This window comes from Pseudoduganella sp. HUAS MS19 (genome assembly GCF_053615455.1).
Genome location: NZ_CM132133.1, coordinates 3,287,185 through 3,303,249 on the forward strand (window position 1 = coordinate 3,287,185; position 16,065 = coordinate 3,303,249).

General features: G+C 64.7%; 13 protein-coding genes. All 13 read right to left on the reverse strand.

The window, feature by feature from the left end:
• Positions 1-12: 12 nt before the first annotated feature.
• Positions 13-2,265 (reverse strand): eCIS core domain-containing protein, encoded by a 2,253-nt coding sequence (locus ACWBU6_RS15045; protein WP_452644143.1) that lies wholly within the window; start codon positions 2,263-2,265, stop codon positions 13-15.
• A complete protein-coding gene (locus tag ACWBU6_RS15050; RefSeq protein ID WP_452644145.1) occupies positions 2,262-2,612 on the reverse strand; it encodes a hypothetical protein in 351 nt (116 codons plus the stop codon). Before ACWBU6_RS15050 ends, ACWBU6_RS15045 begins: the two co-directional genes overlap by 4 nt.
• Entirely contained in the window at positions 2,613-4,223 is a 1,611-nt protein-coding gene (locus tag ACWBU6_RS15055) for a DUF4157 domain-containing protein (RefSeq protein WP_452644147.1), read from the reverse strand.
• On the reverse strand, positions 4,220-4,507 hold the full coding sequence (locus tag ACWBU6_RS15060) for a hypothetical protein (protein ID WP_452644149.1): 288 nt from the start codon (positions 4,505-4,507) through the stop codon (positions 4,220-4,222). Before ACWBU6_RS15060 ends, ACWBU6_RS15055 begins: the two co-directional genes overlap by 4 nt.
• Complete coding sequence (locus tag ACWBU6_RS15065; RefSeq protein WP_452644151.1) at positions 4,504-6,639, reverse strand: ATP-binding protein; 2,136 nt, start codon at positions 6,637-6,639, stop codon at positions 4,504-4,506. The genes ACWBU6_RS15060 and ACWBU6_RS15065 overlap by 4 nt, the downstream gene beginning before the upstream one ends.
• Positions 6,636-7,871 carry a DUF4255 domain-containing protein gene (locus ACWBU6_RS15070; RefSeq protein WP_452644153.1) on the reverse strand — a complete coding sequence of 412 codons (1,236 nt, stop codon included), beginning with the start codon at positions 7,869-7,871 and terminating at the stop codon, positions 6,636-6,638. The genes ACWBU6_RS15065 and ACWBU6_RS15070 overlap by 4 nt, the downstream gene beginning before the upstream one ends.
• Before the next feature lie 880 nt (positions 7,872-8,751).
• The gene (locus ACWBU6_RS15075) at positions 8,752-9,486 is read right to left on the reverse strand and encodes a T4 family baseplate hub assembly chaperone (RefSeq protein WP_452644155.1); all 735 of its coding nucleotides are present in this window, start codon (positions 9,484-9,486) and stop codon (positions 8,752-8,754) included.
• A 2-nt stretch (positions 9,487-9,488) separates the two neighbouring features.
• Positions 9,489-10,013, reverse strand: a complete 525-nt coding sequence (locus tag ACWBU6_RS15080) for a phage tail protein (protein WP_452644157.1) — start codon at positions 10,011-10,013, stop codon at positions 9,489-9,491.
• Between the two features lie 22 nt (positions 10,014-10,035).
• Positions 10,036-11,580, reverse strand: coding sequence for a phage tail sheath family protein (locus ACWBU6_RS15085; RefSeq protein WP_452644159.1), 1,545 nt, complete (start codon positions 11,578-11,580; stop codon positions 10,036-10,038).
• Between the two features lie 521 nt (positions 11,581-12,101).
• Complete coding sequence (locus ACWBU6_RS15090; RefSeq protein ID WP_452644161.1) at positions 12,102-13,070, reverse strand: type VI immunity family protein; 969 nt, start codon at positions 13,068-13,070, stop codon at positions 12,102-12,104.
• Between the two features lie 25 nt (positions 13,071-13,095).
• The gene (locus tag ACWBU6_RS15095) at positions 13,096-13,980 is read right to left on the reverse strand and encodes a PAAR-like domain-containing protein (RefSeq protein WP_452644163.1); all 885 of its coding nucleotides are present in this window, start codon (positions 13,978-13,980) and stop codon (positions 13,096-13,098) included.
• A 4-nt stretch (positions 13,981-13,984) separates the two neighbouring features.
• Positions 13,985-15,058, reverse strand: a complete 1,074-nt coding sequence (locus tag ACWBU6_RS15100) for a beta-ketoacyl synthase N-terminal-like domain-containing protein (protein ID WP_452644165.1) — start codon at positions 15,056-15,058, stop codon at positions 13,985-13,987.
• Positions 15,058-16,062 (reverse strand): DUF2169 family type VI secretion system accessory protein, encoded by a 1,005-nt coding sequence (locus tag ACWBU6_RS15105; protein WP_452644167.1) that lies wholly within the window; start codon positions 16,060-16,062, stop codon positions 15,058-15,060. Before ACWBU6_RS15105 ends, ACWBU6_RS15100 begins: the two co-directional genes overlap by 1 nt.
• Between the last annotated feature and the right edge of the window lie 3 nt (positions 16,063-16,065).

The following is a 16,065-nucleotide window of genomic DNA, read 5'->3' on the forward strand; positions in this document are numbered from 1 at the left end:
GTCCTTGGCAGATTATTCCGGGCGGTATAATTTATTGGGTTGCGATTCGGCGGGCCTGGTGACCGTATTGAATTGGCTGAAGTCGAGTGGATCGCGCAGGCCGGGTAACAGCGGCTCATTTTCCGGATTGGTCACGTCCGCAATCTTCAGGTCGTAGCGGCGGCCACCTCGTGCCTGCTGCCGTCCAGGATCGACGACGACCCACTTGCCGTCTTCCTTGATCACCCATGGGAATTCCTTGCGCATGAAGTCCTGTACCGGACGTCCATGATCGACGTCGTCGGCCAACTTGAGCGCCGGCCGCGCCAAGTCGTTGTAGCTTTCGAGCAGAACGGAGAGCATGGTGCGTTCCGTCTTGCGAACCGTGCCGTGGCCCTGGAACAGATCCTCGCCCTCCGGGGTCTTGTCGAGAAGCACAGCGTTTTCGTTGCGCCAGGCCGATTGCTGGGCTACGTTCAGACCGTCGAAAGCGAGATGGTTCCAGAACACCACCTGGTCGCCAATGGCAAAATCCTGACGGGTGCGCGGCCGTACGTCGGGGCGGTAGCCGTATGACTTCGGTGTGCCTTGGATCAGATCCAGTGGCGGAGGCGGGAAGCCGTGCCAGGTCAGGTACATCGCGATGCTGCCATTGCGTACCAGGGCGTTGAACTTCTTTTCGCCCAATGTCTCGGCAAAGGCGCGATACTGGATCACGCTGACCAGGTAGTCGCAATGGATCAGCGTTCTGCTGCAGATGCTGTCCTGCGGCGCGAACAGGGAGGTGATCGCCTTGAAGCCGTTCCTCCTTCCTTCGTCGGTCAAGCTGAAGAAGTAGATCGATTGCGGATCGAACTGCACGCCGCTCCAGTAGTCGCGCGCCTCGCGGTTGACGCGCGCGTTGGCCAGGTTTTCCTTGGCGCCCCCCGTGGGCGGCTGGTAGTCGCTGCAACCGCTATCCTCATCCATGTTTTCGGGATAATCGAAGCCGCTGCCGCCCGCCTGCGATTCCTGCATCAGTTCGCTGGTACGCAAGCGCTTGAACACTTCGTTGCGGAACTCGGTGGCGTCGGCGAAATCCATGCCGGCGATGGCCAGAACGTCGAGCACGACTTTACGCGCCAGCGGTCTTTGCTCGCCGTCGAAATGCTCGGCGGCGTACCAGTCAAGAAACTGGCCGAAATGCGGTTCCGTGTGCAATCCCGGGCGCCGTACGAAATGCATCACTACCCGGTCCCCATACTCGCCTTTGCCGATGTCGGCGAGCAGCGTCGGGAAATCCAAGCTGCCGGGGGCCAGGATCGCCGCCAGTTCATCGTCCACGCTGTTCTCGATCAGCGTAACGATGCCGTTGCGGTCGTCGTCGCTGACGCGGCCATCCTGCATTTCGCGGATCAGAAGCGACTTTTGCGGTGCGAAGAGTGCGAACGGGGATTTGCCCGTGATCCAGCGCCGCACCAGCGCGCGCGCCTTGTTGTCGCTCTCTGTAGTGCCCTCGATCTTGCCGCCAGCCAGTACTTGAAGGTATGCGCGCAGTTCGTCATCGGTGAAATCGTTCTTGTCGAACGCACCGGCGCCGGCGGCGATGGCGACGCCAATGCCGGCCCCTATCGCTCCCAGACCCAACCCGAGCCCCACAGCCTCTCCGGTTTCAAGCGGGTGCAAGGTGGCGCTGGGGGGCTGGCGCACCTGGACCGGGCCGCCGCCCGACATCACCTTGCTTGCCACGCTTTCGGCCTCGACTTCGGCCGCGTCGCCAGGGACGCCAATAGCCGCCGCCCGCGCAACACCGCCGCCACCTGCCGCGTTCTGCGCGACGTGGGTCAGTTCGTGGGCCAGTAAGCTCGCACCGGCCGGCGTTTCCGGCGCGTAGCGCCCGGCGCCGAAGACGATATGGTTGCCGACCGTGTAAGCGAGCGCATTGACGGCGACCGCCGATTCCGCCGCTTGGCTGCCGGTATGTATGCGTACCCCGCTGAAGTCGTGGGCAAAGCGCGATTCCATGAAGGACCGCGCCGCGCCATCCAAACTATGGCCGCCGGTCCGCAGCACTTCGTCGACGACAGGTGGAATTTCTTCCGGACGCGCCTGGTCGGCAGCCTTGCGGCGTAACGGCGACTTGCGCCGCGCGCATGCGTCGCACGTGACTCCGCCGACGGTATGCTGACCGCACGCGCACTGGCGGCGCAATACGCTGCCGGTTGCCGGCGTTACCGCGGCTGGCGACGCGAGGGGCGCGGCAACGGCGGATGCGGCGTTTGCCATGGTAAGTGAACGCGCGGTCACGGCGATGGCTCCAGCTCTACGTCGCTGACGTTCGCGATGCAGGGTGAAAGTATGCTCTGGCCGCGCGCTGGCATGACGGCGTGCAATGTGCCTGCCACGCGAACCCTGCGATCGGCGCAGCGGCGCAATTCCTCCGCAGGCCGTATCGAGCGGTCCGTATCGAGCGGCTCGAGCCATACCTTGCTTCCGCCGGCCAGTTCAAGCAAGGCATGGTCTTGAGGGCGGCCGGTACCGTCGTCGCCTTTGATCGGCACTGGCCGCGCGCGATAGACGCCACGCGCGATCACGAGGTGCCCGTCCAGGCGCCCGATGTCGTCGGAGTGTTCCAATGCTGGCGGTTCTGTCATTTACCGGCCCTCCGGTTGCACCACCATGGTGGTGTACTTATTGCCGTGCGTTTGCGTGCTTCCATGGTACTCATGGAAGGACTGCTCTTTGGATTCCGGCCCATACATGAAGAAAATCCATTGGTCCGGTTTCCAGCGGGCCGCGCTTTCCAATGTGATGTAGTCGTTGCCGCTGGAAAGGACCGGTGCAGCGTAGTGGAAGTTCCATGAGTCATCCGGGTCGGCGGTGTACTGGAATCCCGGCATGTCCTTCTCCGTGACGATCGTCATGCCTTGTCCTACGCGCGGAACAGCGAATTTGTTGATGCCGTACTTGCGGTCGAACCTATCCTTTTTTCTGGGCGACAGGGCGTCGTAGGCGGCGTACGCCTCGGCGCGCGTCAGGTTGGCGCCGAATTCCTTCTTGTAGATTTCTTCCGCCCAGATTTCCGGTGTATTGGGGTTGTCGCCCTGATAGTCTTGGGCCGACAGTGCCTCCTCCTTTTGTTTGCCGGGAATGCTCTTCTCGATCGCCGAACCGGCAAAGGCGCCGGCTACGGCACCAATCACGCCGCCGAGCAGTCCAGCCGCCAGCGCGCCGTCCTCGCCGCCGCCGCCGAAATAGCCTATTGCGGCTGCGCCGCCGCCTAGCAATCCGGCGCCAAGGATACCCCCGAGTATGCCGCCCGTGATACCGCTGCGCTGTTCCGGTTTGCCCTTGATGACGCCCACATCCCTGCCGCCGCTGCCCATGATCTCCCGGCAGGCATGCCCGCAGTCGGATGCCAGGTTGATGGCGCTACCGTCCTGCTGTACCGGTTCCACTTCCGTCAGCGCGGACGGCCGCCATCCTTTGGGCGAACGGCCGGCGAGTTCGGCGCCGCCGGATCTTGGCCGCAGCCGGGCACGCGACGCCATCTTGCTGAGCACGGCGTTGGCGTCGTCGATCATCGATGCTTCCGCCCATGCGCGTTGGCTTGTGCCGGGGCCCCAGCCATTGTCCTCGGCCGCCATGCGTCCATCATCGGCCACTCGGAGCCGGGAACCCGAAGGGTGTTTCCAGCCCAGCGACATGTCCGCCAGTTGTTCGTCGGCCGTGAAGGCGGTGAAGCGCCGCACGGTGTGGCCATCCGCCTCGCCACCGGCGTGCTGGGCGACGTGCGCCAGTTCATGTGCCAGAACATGCCTGCCGCTGTCGGTGCCGGGCGCATACTGGCCCGGCGCGAAAGCGATATGGCTGCCGCTGGCAAAGGCCAGGGCGCCCAGCGACTGTGCCGAGCGGCCCGCTTCGGCATTGGTGTGCACCCGCACGGCAGCGAGGTCGACCTTGCCGGTCCCGGCGCCGGCGGCGTGGGACGCGGCCGGCGCCTGACCGCGCGCGGCTACGGCGAAACGCTCCGCCTGTCGTTCATGACGGTCGCCAGGTTCGCCGATCCGAGTGGCGGCGGGCGTCGCGGGCGTCACCCGCACGCCGCAAAACTCGCGCGCCAAACGCGGCTCCATCCAGGTCCGTGTGGCTTGATCGAGCGGCTGGCCGCCTGACGCAAGGCCGCTCCGCACGAGGGAGGACACGGAGGCCCCGGGCGTGCCCGCACGGTCACGCGAAGCAAGTGTGGCGGCGCTGCGGCTCACGATACGCCTCGCTGTGGATCCGGCCGTGCACTGCGCTGAATGCCTTCGTAGGTCGCGTGCGCGATGCGGCGTCCCAGCTCGGGAGTTGCCGGCGAGCCTGCCAATTCCAGCACTCCGCCGGCGACAGCGCGGGAAGATCCGCTTTTCAGCGGCGCCTGGCCATCACCTTGCGCCAACAGGCGCGCCAGTTCCTGTTCGATCGCCGCCTGCAGCCGCGGCAGCTGGCTTGGCCCCGGGTCGAGGCCTTCGAGCACGATGCGTTCGATGTGGACATAGGTCGTCACGGCCGCGCTCCTGTTTTGGCGGCGGTTTCCTGGCAGCGGAAATCGGCCTCATTGATGGGCCGTTCGAGCTTGCGGAACTCGCTGCGTGCAGCGTCCATCGCCAGCGGCATCGTGATCGGCATATTGGCCCGGGCCGCGAGAAATGCGGCGTTGATGGCGATGTTATGAATATGTCCTCCAGTGAGGTTCAACCTGGCCAGCCGGTCGAAATCGAGTCCTTCGGCGGGGGCGGCGGCAGGGAATGCCTTGCGCCAGATTGCCTTCCTTTCAGTCGCTGTAGGGAAAGGGAAATTCACCACGAAGCGCAGCCGGCGCAGGAATGCGGCGTCCAGCGCGCTCTTCATATTGGTGGCCAGGATCGCCAGGCCACGGTACGACTCCATCCGTTGCAGCAGGTAGTTGATCTCGATATTGGCATAGCGGTCGTGGCTGTCGCGCACTTCGCTGCGCTTGCCGAAGAGCGCATCGGCCTCGTCGAAGAACAGGATGGCGGCGCCGTCTTCGGCGGCATCGAACATCCGGCGCAGATTCTTTTCCGTCTCGCCGATATACTTGCTGACGACGGCGGAAAGATCGATGCGGTAAAGATCTAACCGCAAGTCGTTCGCCAGCACTTCGGCCGCCATTGTTTTGCCCGTGCCGCTGTCGCCCGCGAACAGGGCATTAATGCCCAAGCCGCGGTTCATGCGGTTGGCGAAGCCCCATTCCTGATAAACGGTGCCGCGCTGACGGACCTGCGAGGAGATCTGGCGCAGCATTTCCATCTCTGCCGGCGGCAGTACCAAGTCGTCCCAGGTCGCCTTCGGCACCAAGCGCACGGCCAGGGCGTCCATGCGCGGACGGGCGCTGGCCAGGCAGGCATCCCATAGGCGCCGGTGGAGTATTTCGGCGTCTGCGTCGCCGGCTTCACGCGCGCTGCGGGCCAGATGCTGCAGCCGTGCGAAATCGACATCGAATTGGGCCGCCAGCTGTGCCGCGCTTGCCTCGGCGCCAGTCCCTTTCAACGCTGCGCCCCACGCGGCCTGCTGTTCACCGCTGTCGGCACGTGCGATATCGACGGCCAGCACTGGCGCCGCAAGTCCAGGCCATGCTTCGCGCGTATCGAGAAACACCATGCCCCCGACCCGGCTAAGGAAGTTGGCGAAAACGGGGCTCTGGGCGGCGGCCTCGTCCGCTACCAGATACAGCGCCAGCGGCAGCAGCATGCTTTCGCGCTGCCAGAGGCGCAACAGCGCGTCGAGTTCGTGCGCCTGCTGCGGCAATTGCTGGACCGTCAGGCGGTGAACCTGCAACGGCAGTTCACGGGCCAGCACCTGAACCACCAGTTCCTTACTGGGTGTGTCGGGACCGAGCAATTGCACGACGGGCAGCCGGCCGCCGTGGTGGCGGCGCATGCGATGCAGTAATTGGTCGGCGGCTTGTCGGTGCGAGGGTGGAAGCGGGACGTCGGCCGCCAGCGTGAGCGGCGGCATGGGCACCAGCATGGGCGCCAGACGCTCATCAAGATAGTTCAGGCCTTTCAGATAGCTGAGAATGCGTTCATCGAGGCGCAGCGCACTGGCAGTTAGCGGCTGGGTGCCGGCCTGGTTGACTTCAAGCAGGCGCAGGGAGCGCAGCGGCCGTTCGGGCGACAACGCTCCCCATGCCGGGTCTGCGAACAGCGCGAGCGCCAGCGCGAAAGTTGGATAGGGCCGCGCCGAATCGCCCTGGGCCTGCGCGCACAAGGTTGGGATGCGGGTATCGAGCTCCATAGCCGCGCAAAGCAGCAGAATGTCCTGTTCGAACGGGTACAGCCCTAGCCGCTGCGCCAACAGGACCAGGGCAGGTGGCGTGGCGCCATTCTCGGTCGGCGGGGCGAGGTCGGCCACGCTGCGTGCGAGCGCCGGGTCTTGGGCGCCCGCCATCGATCCTGGAACCAAAGGCGCGGCCACAGCCTTGGCCGGCGTGCGCTTCCATGTAAATCTCGCGGGCTTCATTTCTGCGGCGAGCGCCGTCTCGGGCGGGCGCGCCGCCGGTGGCTTCGGGGCGGCGAACGCCTCCAGTCGCGCGCGCAGCCAGCTCAGCGCGGCGGAGAGGTAAGCGGCGTTGGCCTCGGCCCATTTGAGCTCGGCTTGATTGATATCTTCTTTCATGTCACGGTCACCTTTTGCGAGGCGTCGAACACGGGTGGGCTGGACGTGCGGTCGACCAGCAGGCTGTCGACGCCATCCACGCGCAACCGCACCCAATATTGACCGGCCGGCACGTCGCTGGCTTCGAACGTCAGCGTACCGGTCTGGTTGGCAAAGGGCTGCACCGCGATCTCGCGGGCGCCCAGCAGCAAAACGACGCGCTGTTCCGGCCGAACTTCAGGACTGCAGGTGACCGTCCAGGTAATGTCGCCTGACGGGGCGCTTGGCGGCGCAATGCTGATGGACGGGGCCAAGGCCAGGCCGATGCCATTACTGGTGCGGCGCTGAGTCTCGTTCGGCCGCTGCACCCGCACCTGCACCGTGTACAAGCCAGCCGGCCACGAAGCCGGCAGGTTGGGCACAACGACGGACAATGCGCCATCCAGCACGCCGGGGGCGGGCGCAATTTCGAGCGGGGCATCCCAGCTCTGATGCTGGAAGGCGACGCCAACTTTCGTGCCCCCCAGATGGTGGCCGGTGAGTGTTACCGAGTCGCCCAGCCGGGCGGCGGGCTGCAGACCAGGGGCGGCCGCAGCCTGCAAGGTGGGGAACGGCGGCAAGAGATCGCCCAGCGCCGCCGCGCCGCTGTCGCCCGGGCCGCGCGTCAGCACCGGCAGTGGCATCTTTGGCGGCAGCGTACTTTCGATCAGCACCACGGTGACCTGATAGGCGACCGACAGCCGGTATTGTGTCTGGAACGCGGTCCAGAGCTTGGAAATGTCTTCCACCGACATGGGTTGCAGCGTGATGCGTACGCGCTCCACTTGCCGGTCAAGGTCGCTGTCCGGCAGCGCTGCGGCGACGGCGGCGCGGATCTCGGCCGGCGCCAGCACTGCATGATCGTGCAGCACATTCATCGCGCGTGCCATCAATTGGTGACTGAACGGCTGCGAGGTATCGTTGTTGCGGCCGTAGGCCGTCATCAGGTAGTACAGCTCCAGCGCGAGCGGTGGCATGCCGCTTTCTCCCGGCATCAGCTGGCGCGGCAGGTCCTGGTTGCGCCATGCCGCGTTAGGCAGCATTTGATAGAGGAAAAGATTGATCTGGTTCGCCGTGTTGGCGCCGTCGCGGGCCCTGTCGGGTGTCAGGAACGTCACTGTAGTATCGCCTAGCCCCGGGCCGCTGCGCACGCCCTGTTCGATCAAGGCTTGCAGCGTGGAGGTGACAGCCGCGACGGCCAGCGCATTGCTCATGGCCTGTCTCCGCGCGCGCGCTGACGCAGGTAGTCGTCAAGGCCTATCGGCTTCGGTGCCGTGCTTTCCTTGCGCACTGGCGCCCGCGGGGGCGTCGTCGCGCGTATCTCGATGCGGCCGATGGATACATGGACGGACGGTGCGGCATAGCCGCCTTGATCTGGCTGGCCGCTGGGACGCTCGCGTAGACGCTTGGCGGAAGTAGGGACAAGTAGGCGGGGCACGGTTTCACGTGGCGGCAACGGGGCTGGCTGCAAGGCGCCGGCAAAAGCTGCGAGCGAGGCAGGCGCTGGGGGGGGCGGCTTTTCAGCGGTGGCAACAGGTATCTGGGCCGGGACTGGCGCGCCTCGTGCCGCAGCGGCGTCAGGATGGGGTTGCTCGTTCCCCGGGGGGGATGATGACCACGATTGGCTCGGAGTTTCCGATGCGGTTCGCTGCCGATCAGCACGCGCTTGCTCGCCGCGCGCAAGTTGCGCTTGAGTATGGGGCGCTTCCATCTGGTCGTAGGCAGCGGGCTGTGTGGCGCGCAACGGTGTTGGTGCTGCCATCGGGGTCTGTAATTGTTCCTGCGGCTGCGCCATCGAAGCTGACACGGCCGGCGTCGATACCGGACTCTCCAGTGGCGCGGCCCGTTCGGTCTCGGCGCGGTGATGCATCGCGTGTTGAGCTTGGGCGGGGGGCGTCTCGCGCTGGGATACGCTCCAACGAGCCCTGGGCGATTGTTCGGCGGCCAAGGCCGGCTCCGTGCCTTCCTCGATAGGGGGCGTGCGGGCAAGCGCGCTTTCCGCCTCGGGCTCGAACAGCGACCGCACGTGTGGTCGCACGGCGCCCGGCGCGCCGGGGCCCAATGTGCGTGCCACGAGCGTGTCGACAAAACCGTTCATGCTCCCACCATCTCCAAGTAGCAGCGGCGCCTAAACGGACTCAGGCCAAGGATCTCGCTCTCGCTCCAACCGTAGGCGCTGGCTAGCGCGTGAACTTCGCGCAGCAATCGACAGGCCCAGGATTCGATCTCATCCCAAAAGAACGAGACGATGTCGAATAAGGCCTGCCACCGGTGGCCGCAGGCAGGGCACTCGACCGCGATGCGCAAGTCGGCGCCAGCGTCGGCTTGCGCCATTCGCGCTTCGACCGCATCGAGCACGTGGGCCGGCAGACGATCGACGCGGACTTGCGTATCTGCCTGCCATGCCTCCAGCACGCAGCGCCCGAGCAATTCCAGGCGCGGCGCGGATTGGCCGGCAATGCCGGCGCACAGCGCTGCCAGGTCGTCGCTATTGACGCAGCGGAAGCGCAGCGCATAGCCATCGACCTCCAGTTGGTGCGGTTCGTCGTCGGCGGACCGTTGCTGCGGCAGGTCGGCATGGCTGAAGGCCAACTCCAGCTGCTCGCCGCATTGCGGGCAGGGTGCAACGCTGGCGATGCGCGAGCCGAATGTGGCTTCGCGCAGCGCAAGCAGCAAGGCATCGCGCTGGCCGATAGGCATTTGCGCCAGCTGGCCAGGTGGCGTGGACGGGTAAGCCGCCGCCAACAGCAGCGCGGCCCGTGGCAGCGGACCTTGCGCCCGCCCGCGCTCCCAGATGTCCATCAGGGCCATTGCCGACAGGGCGTGCATGATCACGCGCCGGCGGACAACGTGGGCTCGCTGGGTTCCGCCACTTCCTTATCGCGCTCCCATCCCTCATTCTCCAGTTTTATGTGCTGGATTGCTACGGCGTTGGCATTCGCATCGAGGTCTGGTAGTGCCTGGAATTCTGAAACCCAGCAGCGGTACACTTTGTACGTAAGCGCCAGCTGGCCCGATTCGTTGAATACTTCGATCAGGATATCCTTGCGAAAATCCTTCAGCGAGACTTCTGCGCCCAGGCCGGCCCCAACCTGCCAGACCTTGTTGGCCCACTTTTCAAACTCGAGATCGTGCGTGACGCCCCGTTCCAGCGTGATCGCTTCGAACTCGGTACGCCCCGGCGACTTGCGGCTGGTGCTCGGATCGCCGCCCTCACGGTGCTTGACGACCTCCGTAGTGCGCTTCAGCATGCCGACCTTGGAAACTCCGGCGACATAACGGCCATCCCACTTGACCCGGAATTTGAAGTTCTTATACGGATCGAAGCGCTGAGCATTGACGGTAAACTGGGCCATGATGAACTCTCCCCAAGTGCGGTCAGACGGCGATTTGTCCGGCGATCTGCTGGATCTGGACGACGACGAATTCAGCCGGCTTCAGCGGCGCGAATCCCACCGCGATGTTGACGATGCCCAGGTTGATGTCGTTTTGCGTCGTAGTCTCTTTGTCGCACTTGACGAAGTAGGCTTCTTGCGGCGTGCGGCCCTGGAAGGCGCCTTGCCGGAACAGGTTATGCATGAAGGCTCCGACGTTCAGCCTGATCTGCGCCCATAGCGGCTCATCGTTCGGTTCGAAGACGACCCATTTCAGTGCGCGGAACAGGCTTTCTTCGATGAAAAGCGCGGTACGGCGCACCGGTACGTATTTCCATTCGGAGCCCACTGCGTCGTTGCCGCGCAAGGTGCGGGCGCCCCACAAGATCGTGCCGTAGACACTGAAATTGCGGATGCAGTTGACCGCCTGCTGGTTGAGCACGCCGTTCTCCAGGTCCGTCAGTGGCACGGCCACGCCGGCCACACCGGTCAGGCTGGCATCGGTACCGGCGGGCGCTTTCCATACGCCGCGCGCACCATCGGTCTTGGCATACAGCCCGGCCACGAAGCCCGCCGGCGGGAACAGCCTCAGGCGATTTTCGGCGAGGGGGTCGGGCGCGCTGACCCATGGGAAATAAAAGGCGGCGTTGATGGCGTCCTCGCCAGTCAGCCCGGTCGGGCCATCCTTTTGGTTTGTGAACGTCGCATTCTCCGCGCAGTCGGCAATCAGGAACGCGCGGCGCTTGCGGCAGAATCCTTCCAGCGCCGCGAGGGTGGTATCTTTGCTGAGACCCGGCACGCTGAGGATGTTGAACAGGTCGATATAGTCCAGAAGGTAGGCGCCGCCCGTGCCGTCGGCTGGAAGCGCGGCGGTGGAGAAGGCGTCGTCCGTCGGCGCTAGCACCACGCCATCCTGGCCGCCGGTCAATTTGGCTGTATCCGGAATGATGCCATCGGCGGCGATGTCGGTATCGTCGGGTGGGTCGGTGGCGTTGTCCGCCACTTCAGCCGTGACGAAGGCGGAGCCGTTCTTCAGCACCGACTCGACAAAACGCGCATCGCCGGGCAGCATCGACAGGTTTTCGAAAACTTCGACCGGCACGCCTTTGGGATCGAGCTTGATATTCATCACCTGGAGCTGGAAACGCGTGGGCTCGTCAGGGCGCTGCCGTGTCACGATGGCGTAATCGTGCGACCAGATGCCGGGATTGGCTGCAGTGACTGTCAGTTCGCCCAGTGTGACGCTGGCGGCGACCGCATTGTCCGCCGCGGTGTCGCTGTCCAGAGTGGCGAGCCGGACGATATAAGCTTGCTGGCCTCCATTGGCAAAGAAGTGCGACACCGCGTAACCGAGCAGGCTGCGCTTGTCCATGCCCCCATATTGGCGGAAGTAGTCGGGCCAGCTCAGCACCAATCCGGCGCGGTCGACCGGGCCCTTAGGCGCCCAACCTATGAATGCGGCGATGGACGTTGCGACACCGGTGACGGTGCGCACGCCACTGGGGACTTCCTGGATATAGACGCCGGGATAATTGACGGCAACTGGCATGGGAGCATCTCCTCCGCAGGCGCCGGCGACCCATGGCCGGCACTGCCCTAAATTAGAAGCAACTGAACACGGTGCTGCGCGCGCGACACTGCTTCAAGAAGTCACGCCGTGCGACTTCAATCGGGTGTGGTCTGTGTTTGCTGGCGGCCGCCACGGTCTTGTGCGAAAGGCCGCATTCCACGTCTGGCCCCAGTGATTGTTCGTACGCTGTTGTGTCCCGGATGCGGAATCTGGGTAGCAGTACTGTAGTGATATTCTTATTATTGTCGTTAATGCCAGACTATAAGGGCCGATCGTAGCGCCAATGTGCCCAGTCCGTCAACGCGTTATTCTATTGATGAGTTGTTTTATGGAGAGAGAAGCGCACGCCTTTCGCTGCCTGCCTATTGGGGACGCGGTGATTGCCTGGATAGCTGTGGTCATTGAGCGCAGTGGCGCCGTTTTGACTTTTACGGCGGCGCGTGCAGGAACCACCGCGCACTGCCGCCTCCTTGCGTGGACGCGCGATTCGCCCTCTAGCTTCACGCGTTGTCCCAGTCGCCTGCCGCCAGCCCGTCGTACCGCCGCAACCACGCTTCGGCCGTGGCGGTCTCGTTCATCCCGACATAGTAGCCGTTGGGATAAAGAATCGGCTCGATCAGCCGGGCGACGTCGGGCAGTTTCCCGATGTCCGGACCAAGGCGGTTGCGGTCGACGACCGGCGGCAGCTTGGTCGAGCGGATCAGCAATCCCGTGCCCACCTTGCGCAACTCGCAGCTGGCGAGCGCCCGCCTGATCTCATCTTCGCCGCCAAGCGCCGTCACCCGGTCGGCATCCAGCAGGTTGAGCCAGTGCGCGGTCAGGACCTTACCGCGCATTTGCCGGGCGACGAAATCGTGGCCCAGGTCGAAGCCCAGAAAGCGTTGCGCGAGCTGTTCGATTTCGTCGCCCGATTGCGGCATGAAGGTCGTTGGGTGGATGTACGACATGCCGGCGTGGCCGCTACAGGTCGGGAACAGCTTTGCGAACTTTTCGAACATGGCGACCGTGGTGTCAGCCGTATTCCGTTCCACCCAGTCCCAGGGAAAATCCAGCCGCAGAACGCTCTCAGCCTTCTCCGCATTTTCGGCCAGGTCGAAATTTATGCCGGAAAACCTCAGTCCGTAGTCGCCCGCCTGCCCATCCAGCGTCGCCGACAGGACAAGGAAGTGGCCCTCCTCGTCGTCCGGCGTGTTGCCGAGCGCATTGAACACCGTCTGCCTTGCCGCGTCGTCGAAGGGGCTCCAATCCGAACCGGTCACCGGGTCCATGAAGCGTTCTTTAACAGCGGCGATCGCGTTCGGCGGCACCAGGCCAAGATAGGCGTCCAGGGCACGCGCCACGGCGGCCTTGAGCGCCACGTAATTCGCACGTGTGTAGAACACCATAGACACCGACGGCCGGACGATCACTTTCGGCTGGCCGCCGAAGTACTGGGTACGGGTGAAGACTTCGGGCGATCGGATGGGCATGCGACATCTCCGTAGCAGTGGTGGTTTATCGGCAAGCTTGGCTGGTGATGACTCGGGGTTGGGCAGTAATTCCCAATTGCTGGCTGAGTCTTGTGTAACGTTCGTACTGGCTTTCGGGCCCGTCGCCATAGAAGTCACTGGCGGCTTTTCCTTCTTTGCTGCAGGGGAACTTAAAGTCAAAAAACTGCGTGGGCTGGCCGCCGCTCATCGCACAGGCGTCGGGGAAGCACATGCCCTTTTTAATCTTCTTGGCGGCGCTCAAGGCCTTTCTCGACGTGGTCAGGAAGTTGCCGTCGACGTCGTAACCGCGCTCGCCCCCCAGGTCGGGAGGCGGCTTGTGCGCCGCGATGGCATCCTCGCAGCAATCGTGTGCCCGGATGCCGTCGATCTTGCAGTTGCCGGTTTTGGGCGTGTTCTGGTGACAGTCGCACATGATGTCCTGTAGCGCCCGTTCCTCGGCCGACGCATTCCGGTCATACTGGTGCACGCCCATCATGGTGGCGCCGGTGTTGGGTGGGCTGCCGCTGGGGCCGCAGTTGTTGAGCATGGGCTCGCCCAACAAATGCACACTCTTGCCTTCCACTTTGACGGTCATGGATCCGGGCGTGATGAACCTGGCCGGTCCATGGGTGTTGGCCGAGATCAATCCCCCGCCTGTGCCCTTGCTTGCCATGTCGCCCATGCTTTCAAACATCGCACCTCGAATCGCGATCGTGGCGCCATCGAACTTGACCGTGGTCGAGTAGTCCTTGGGCGACGTACCCGACTTGGCGATGTTGGGCAAGGGCGATGGGACGAACGGCGCTGGCGGCCCCGGCATCTTGCAGACGTTCGGCAAGGTGGCTTTGGCGATGCCGCGACTGCCGGAGGTGACCGGCGTTTTGGGTGGGTGGATTGCGACCGTCAGCATGGCGTCAATGCTCCGTGGGATCGGACGTTGATAGCAGCAAGGCCCCCCGCATCCCGCCTTCCGAGCTGCAGCACAACAGCGAGACGCGGCCGGCGGCGTATCCGCGCTGCGCGGCCTGGCAGGCCAAGCTGGCGAACAGCGGCCCCGAGGCTGCGCCGACGTCGCCCCAACAATCGGCTGGCGATTGGTAGGCTGTCGGGTCGCTGAAGTGTTGTCCCAGGCGCAAACAGACAAATCCCCATTCCTCGCCACGATAGCGCTGGCCGTTCTGATCGAGGTAGATGGCGTCGACGCGGCCTCCGGCCTCCGGCATGCCGGCAAGCGCCGTGCGGACGGCCGCCGTCAGTCCCTCGCCCAGGCACAGCTCGCTCGTCTTGATCAACCTTGCCTCCTCGGCCAAGCCGCCGCGCCACACTGTCGCCAGGGGACGCAAGCCCAGCTGCTGGCAACGGGCGGCACCCATCAGGAGGCAAAATCCAGCCGCCTCGCCTGGCACAAAGCCGGAGCGGGAAACCGTGCCCATCAGTTGTCGGTTCCCGTCGAGCCATTCCATCGTTTCCGGATGGAGGTAGCTGTCGATGCCGCCAGCCAGGCACATTTCGAGCGAGCCGTCGCGGATGCGCGCCGCTGCGCTTATCAACGCAGCCAGCCCGGCCGCGTGCCCGTGCAAGGCTATATGGATAGGTGACAGCCCGGCTAGCCGACCGCCAGCCATGGAGAGCTGGGATAAACCTGTTTTCACCACCTGCGCATCGCCGGGAGCAAAGCCGGGCCGTATCTCGGGAAGGCCCAGGAACAGCGGCAATTCGTGGTGCAGCCCCGCTCCTTCGGCCGTCAACGGTGCGCAGGCCTCAAGCAAGGCGTGCTCCGCCAGCGCCTGGAAGCGTTCGGGGCCGATGAGCTCGGGGTGCAGGCAGCTGTCCAGTGCGGCGGGCATGGGCTCACCGGCCTGGTCCACCAGATAGGGATGTACCGACATGCCGCTGATCGCCGCCCGGTAGGCCGCCGCGCTGGACGCCGCGTGCAGGCCCAGCGGGGTGCGCGCGCCATGGGCGACTATGTACACGGGTGTGTCCATCAGAGGACTCTCTTTTCGCGCACGATGGTGTCTTCCAGGTAGTCGATATCACCGGGGCAACTGATCACGCTCTGCCACACCATGATGACGCGCGGGTAGTCTGGTTCGATGATCACCGAGGCCACACGCGCGCGGTGCTCGATGGTGCGTCCGTCGATGAGCGTATTGAAGGTCAGGTGGATCTTGGGCAGGGCGAAGCGCAGCAAACCGCCGGGCGTCAGGTTGACGAGGTTCACGGCCTCGCCGCCGCGCAGTGGTGCCGGTGGGCGCTGATCGGCTGGAGCGCATTGCAGGCTGTGCGGTTCCCAGTCTTCGGGCAGCAGCGGCATGCGCTGTTGCTGCCAGCGTTCGTCGTAGGTCCCGGCCAGTTCGCGCCGGGGAGACCACGAGCAGTCCAATGCACCGAAGCCGGCCGGCCCGGCCTGCTCGACGCTGCCATCTGGATAGGAAAAATTGGGCAAGGGCTGCCCCGGTTGGCGCAAGCCGGCGCTGGCCAGACCACAACCGACGGGATTCCGCGCCTCGAGCCGGTGCTTCGCGGGGTCGGGATCGTGGCGATCGTAGCCGCCATAAGCCCGTTCGTACATGATAGGCAGTCGCTCCACCGGCGATGTCACCGAGGGCCGCACGCCAAGCACACCCCGCTCCCAATGGCGCTCGCCGGTCACCCTGAGAACCTTCCTGACGGGCCCTACGCTCATGCCGATGGCGAATTCGGTGCTTGGCCGGCCCTCCGGCGCGCAGGCCGTGCCGTTTAGCAGGATGTCCGTCGTCGGCTTGGCCGCCACCAGGTCGGCCTCGTAACGCAAACTCGAACTACCCGGTGCGCCGTGGTGTTCGGGCGCCAGCAGGGGCGCGATCTGCTCCTGCGCCAGCACGGTCCGGCCGTCCGCCGTGATGTCGAAGGTGCCCTTGACGACAACGATCCATTCGTGAACGCCATTTTTGTCGCGCCCCCATCCTCCGGCGGCCTCGTAGGGAGTGCGGTTCTTCACGGCCCACATGGC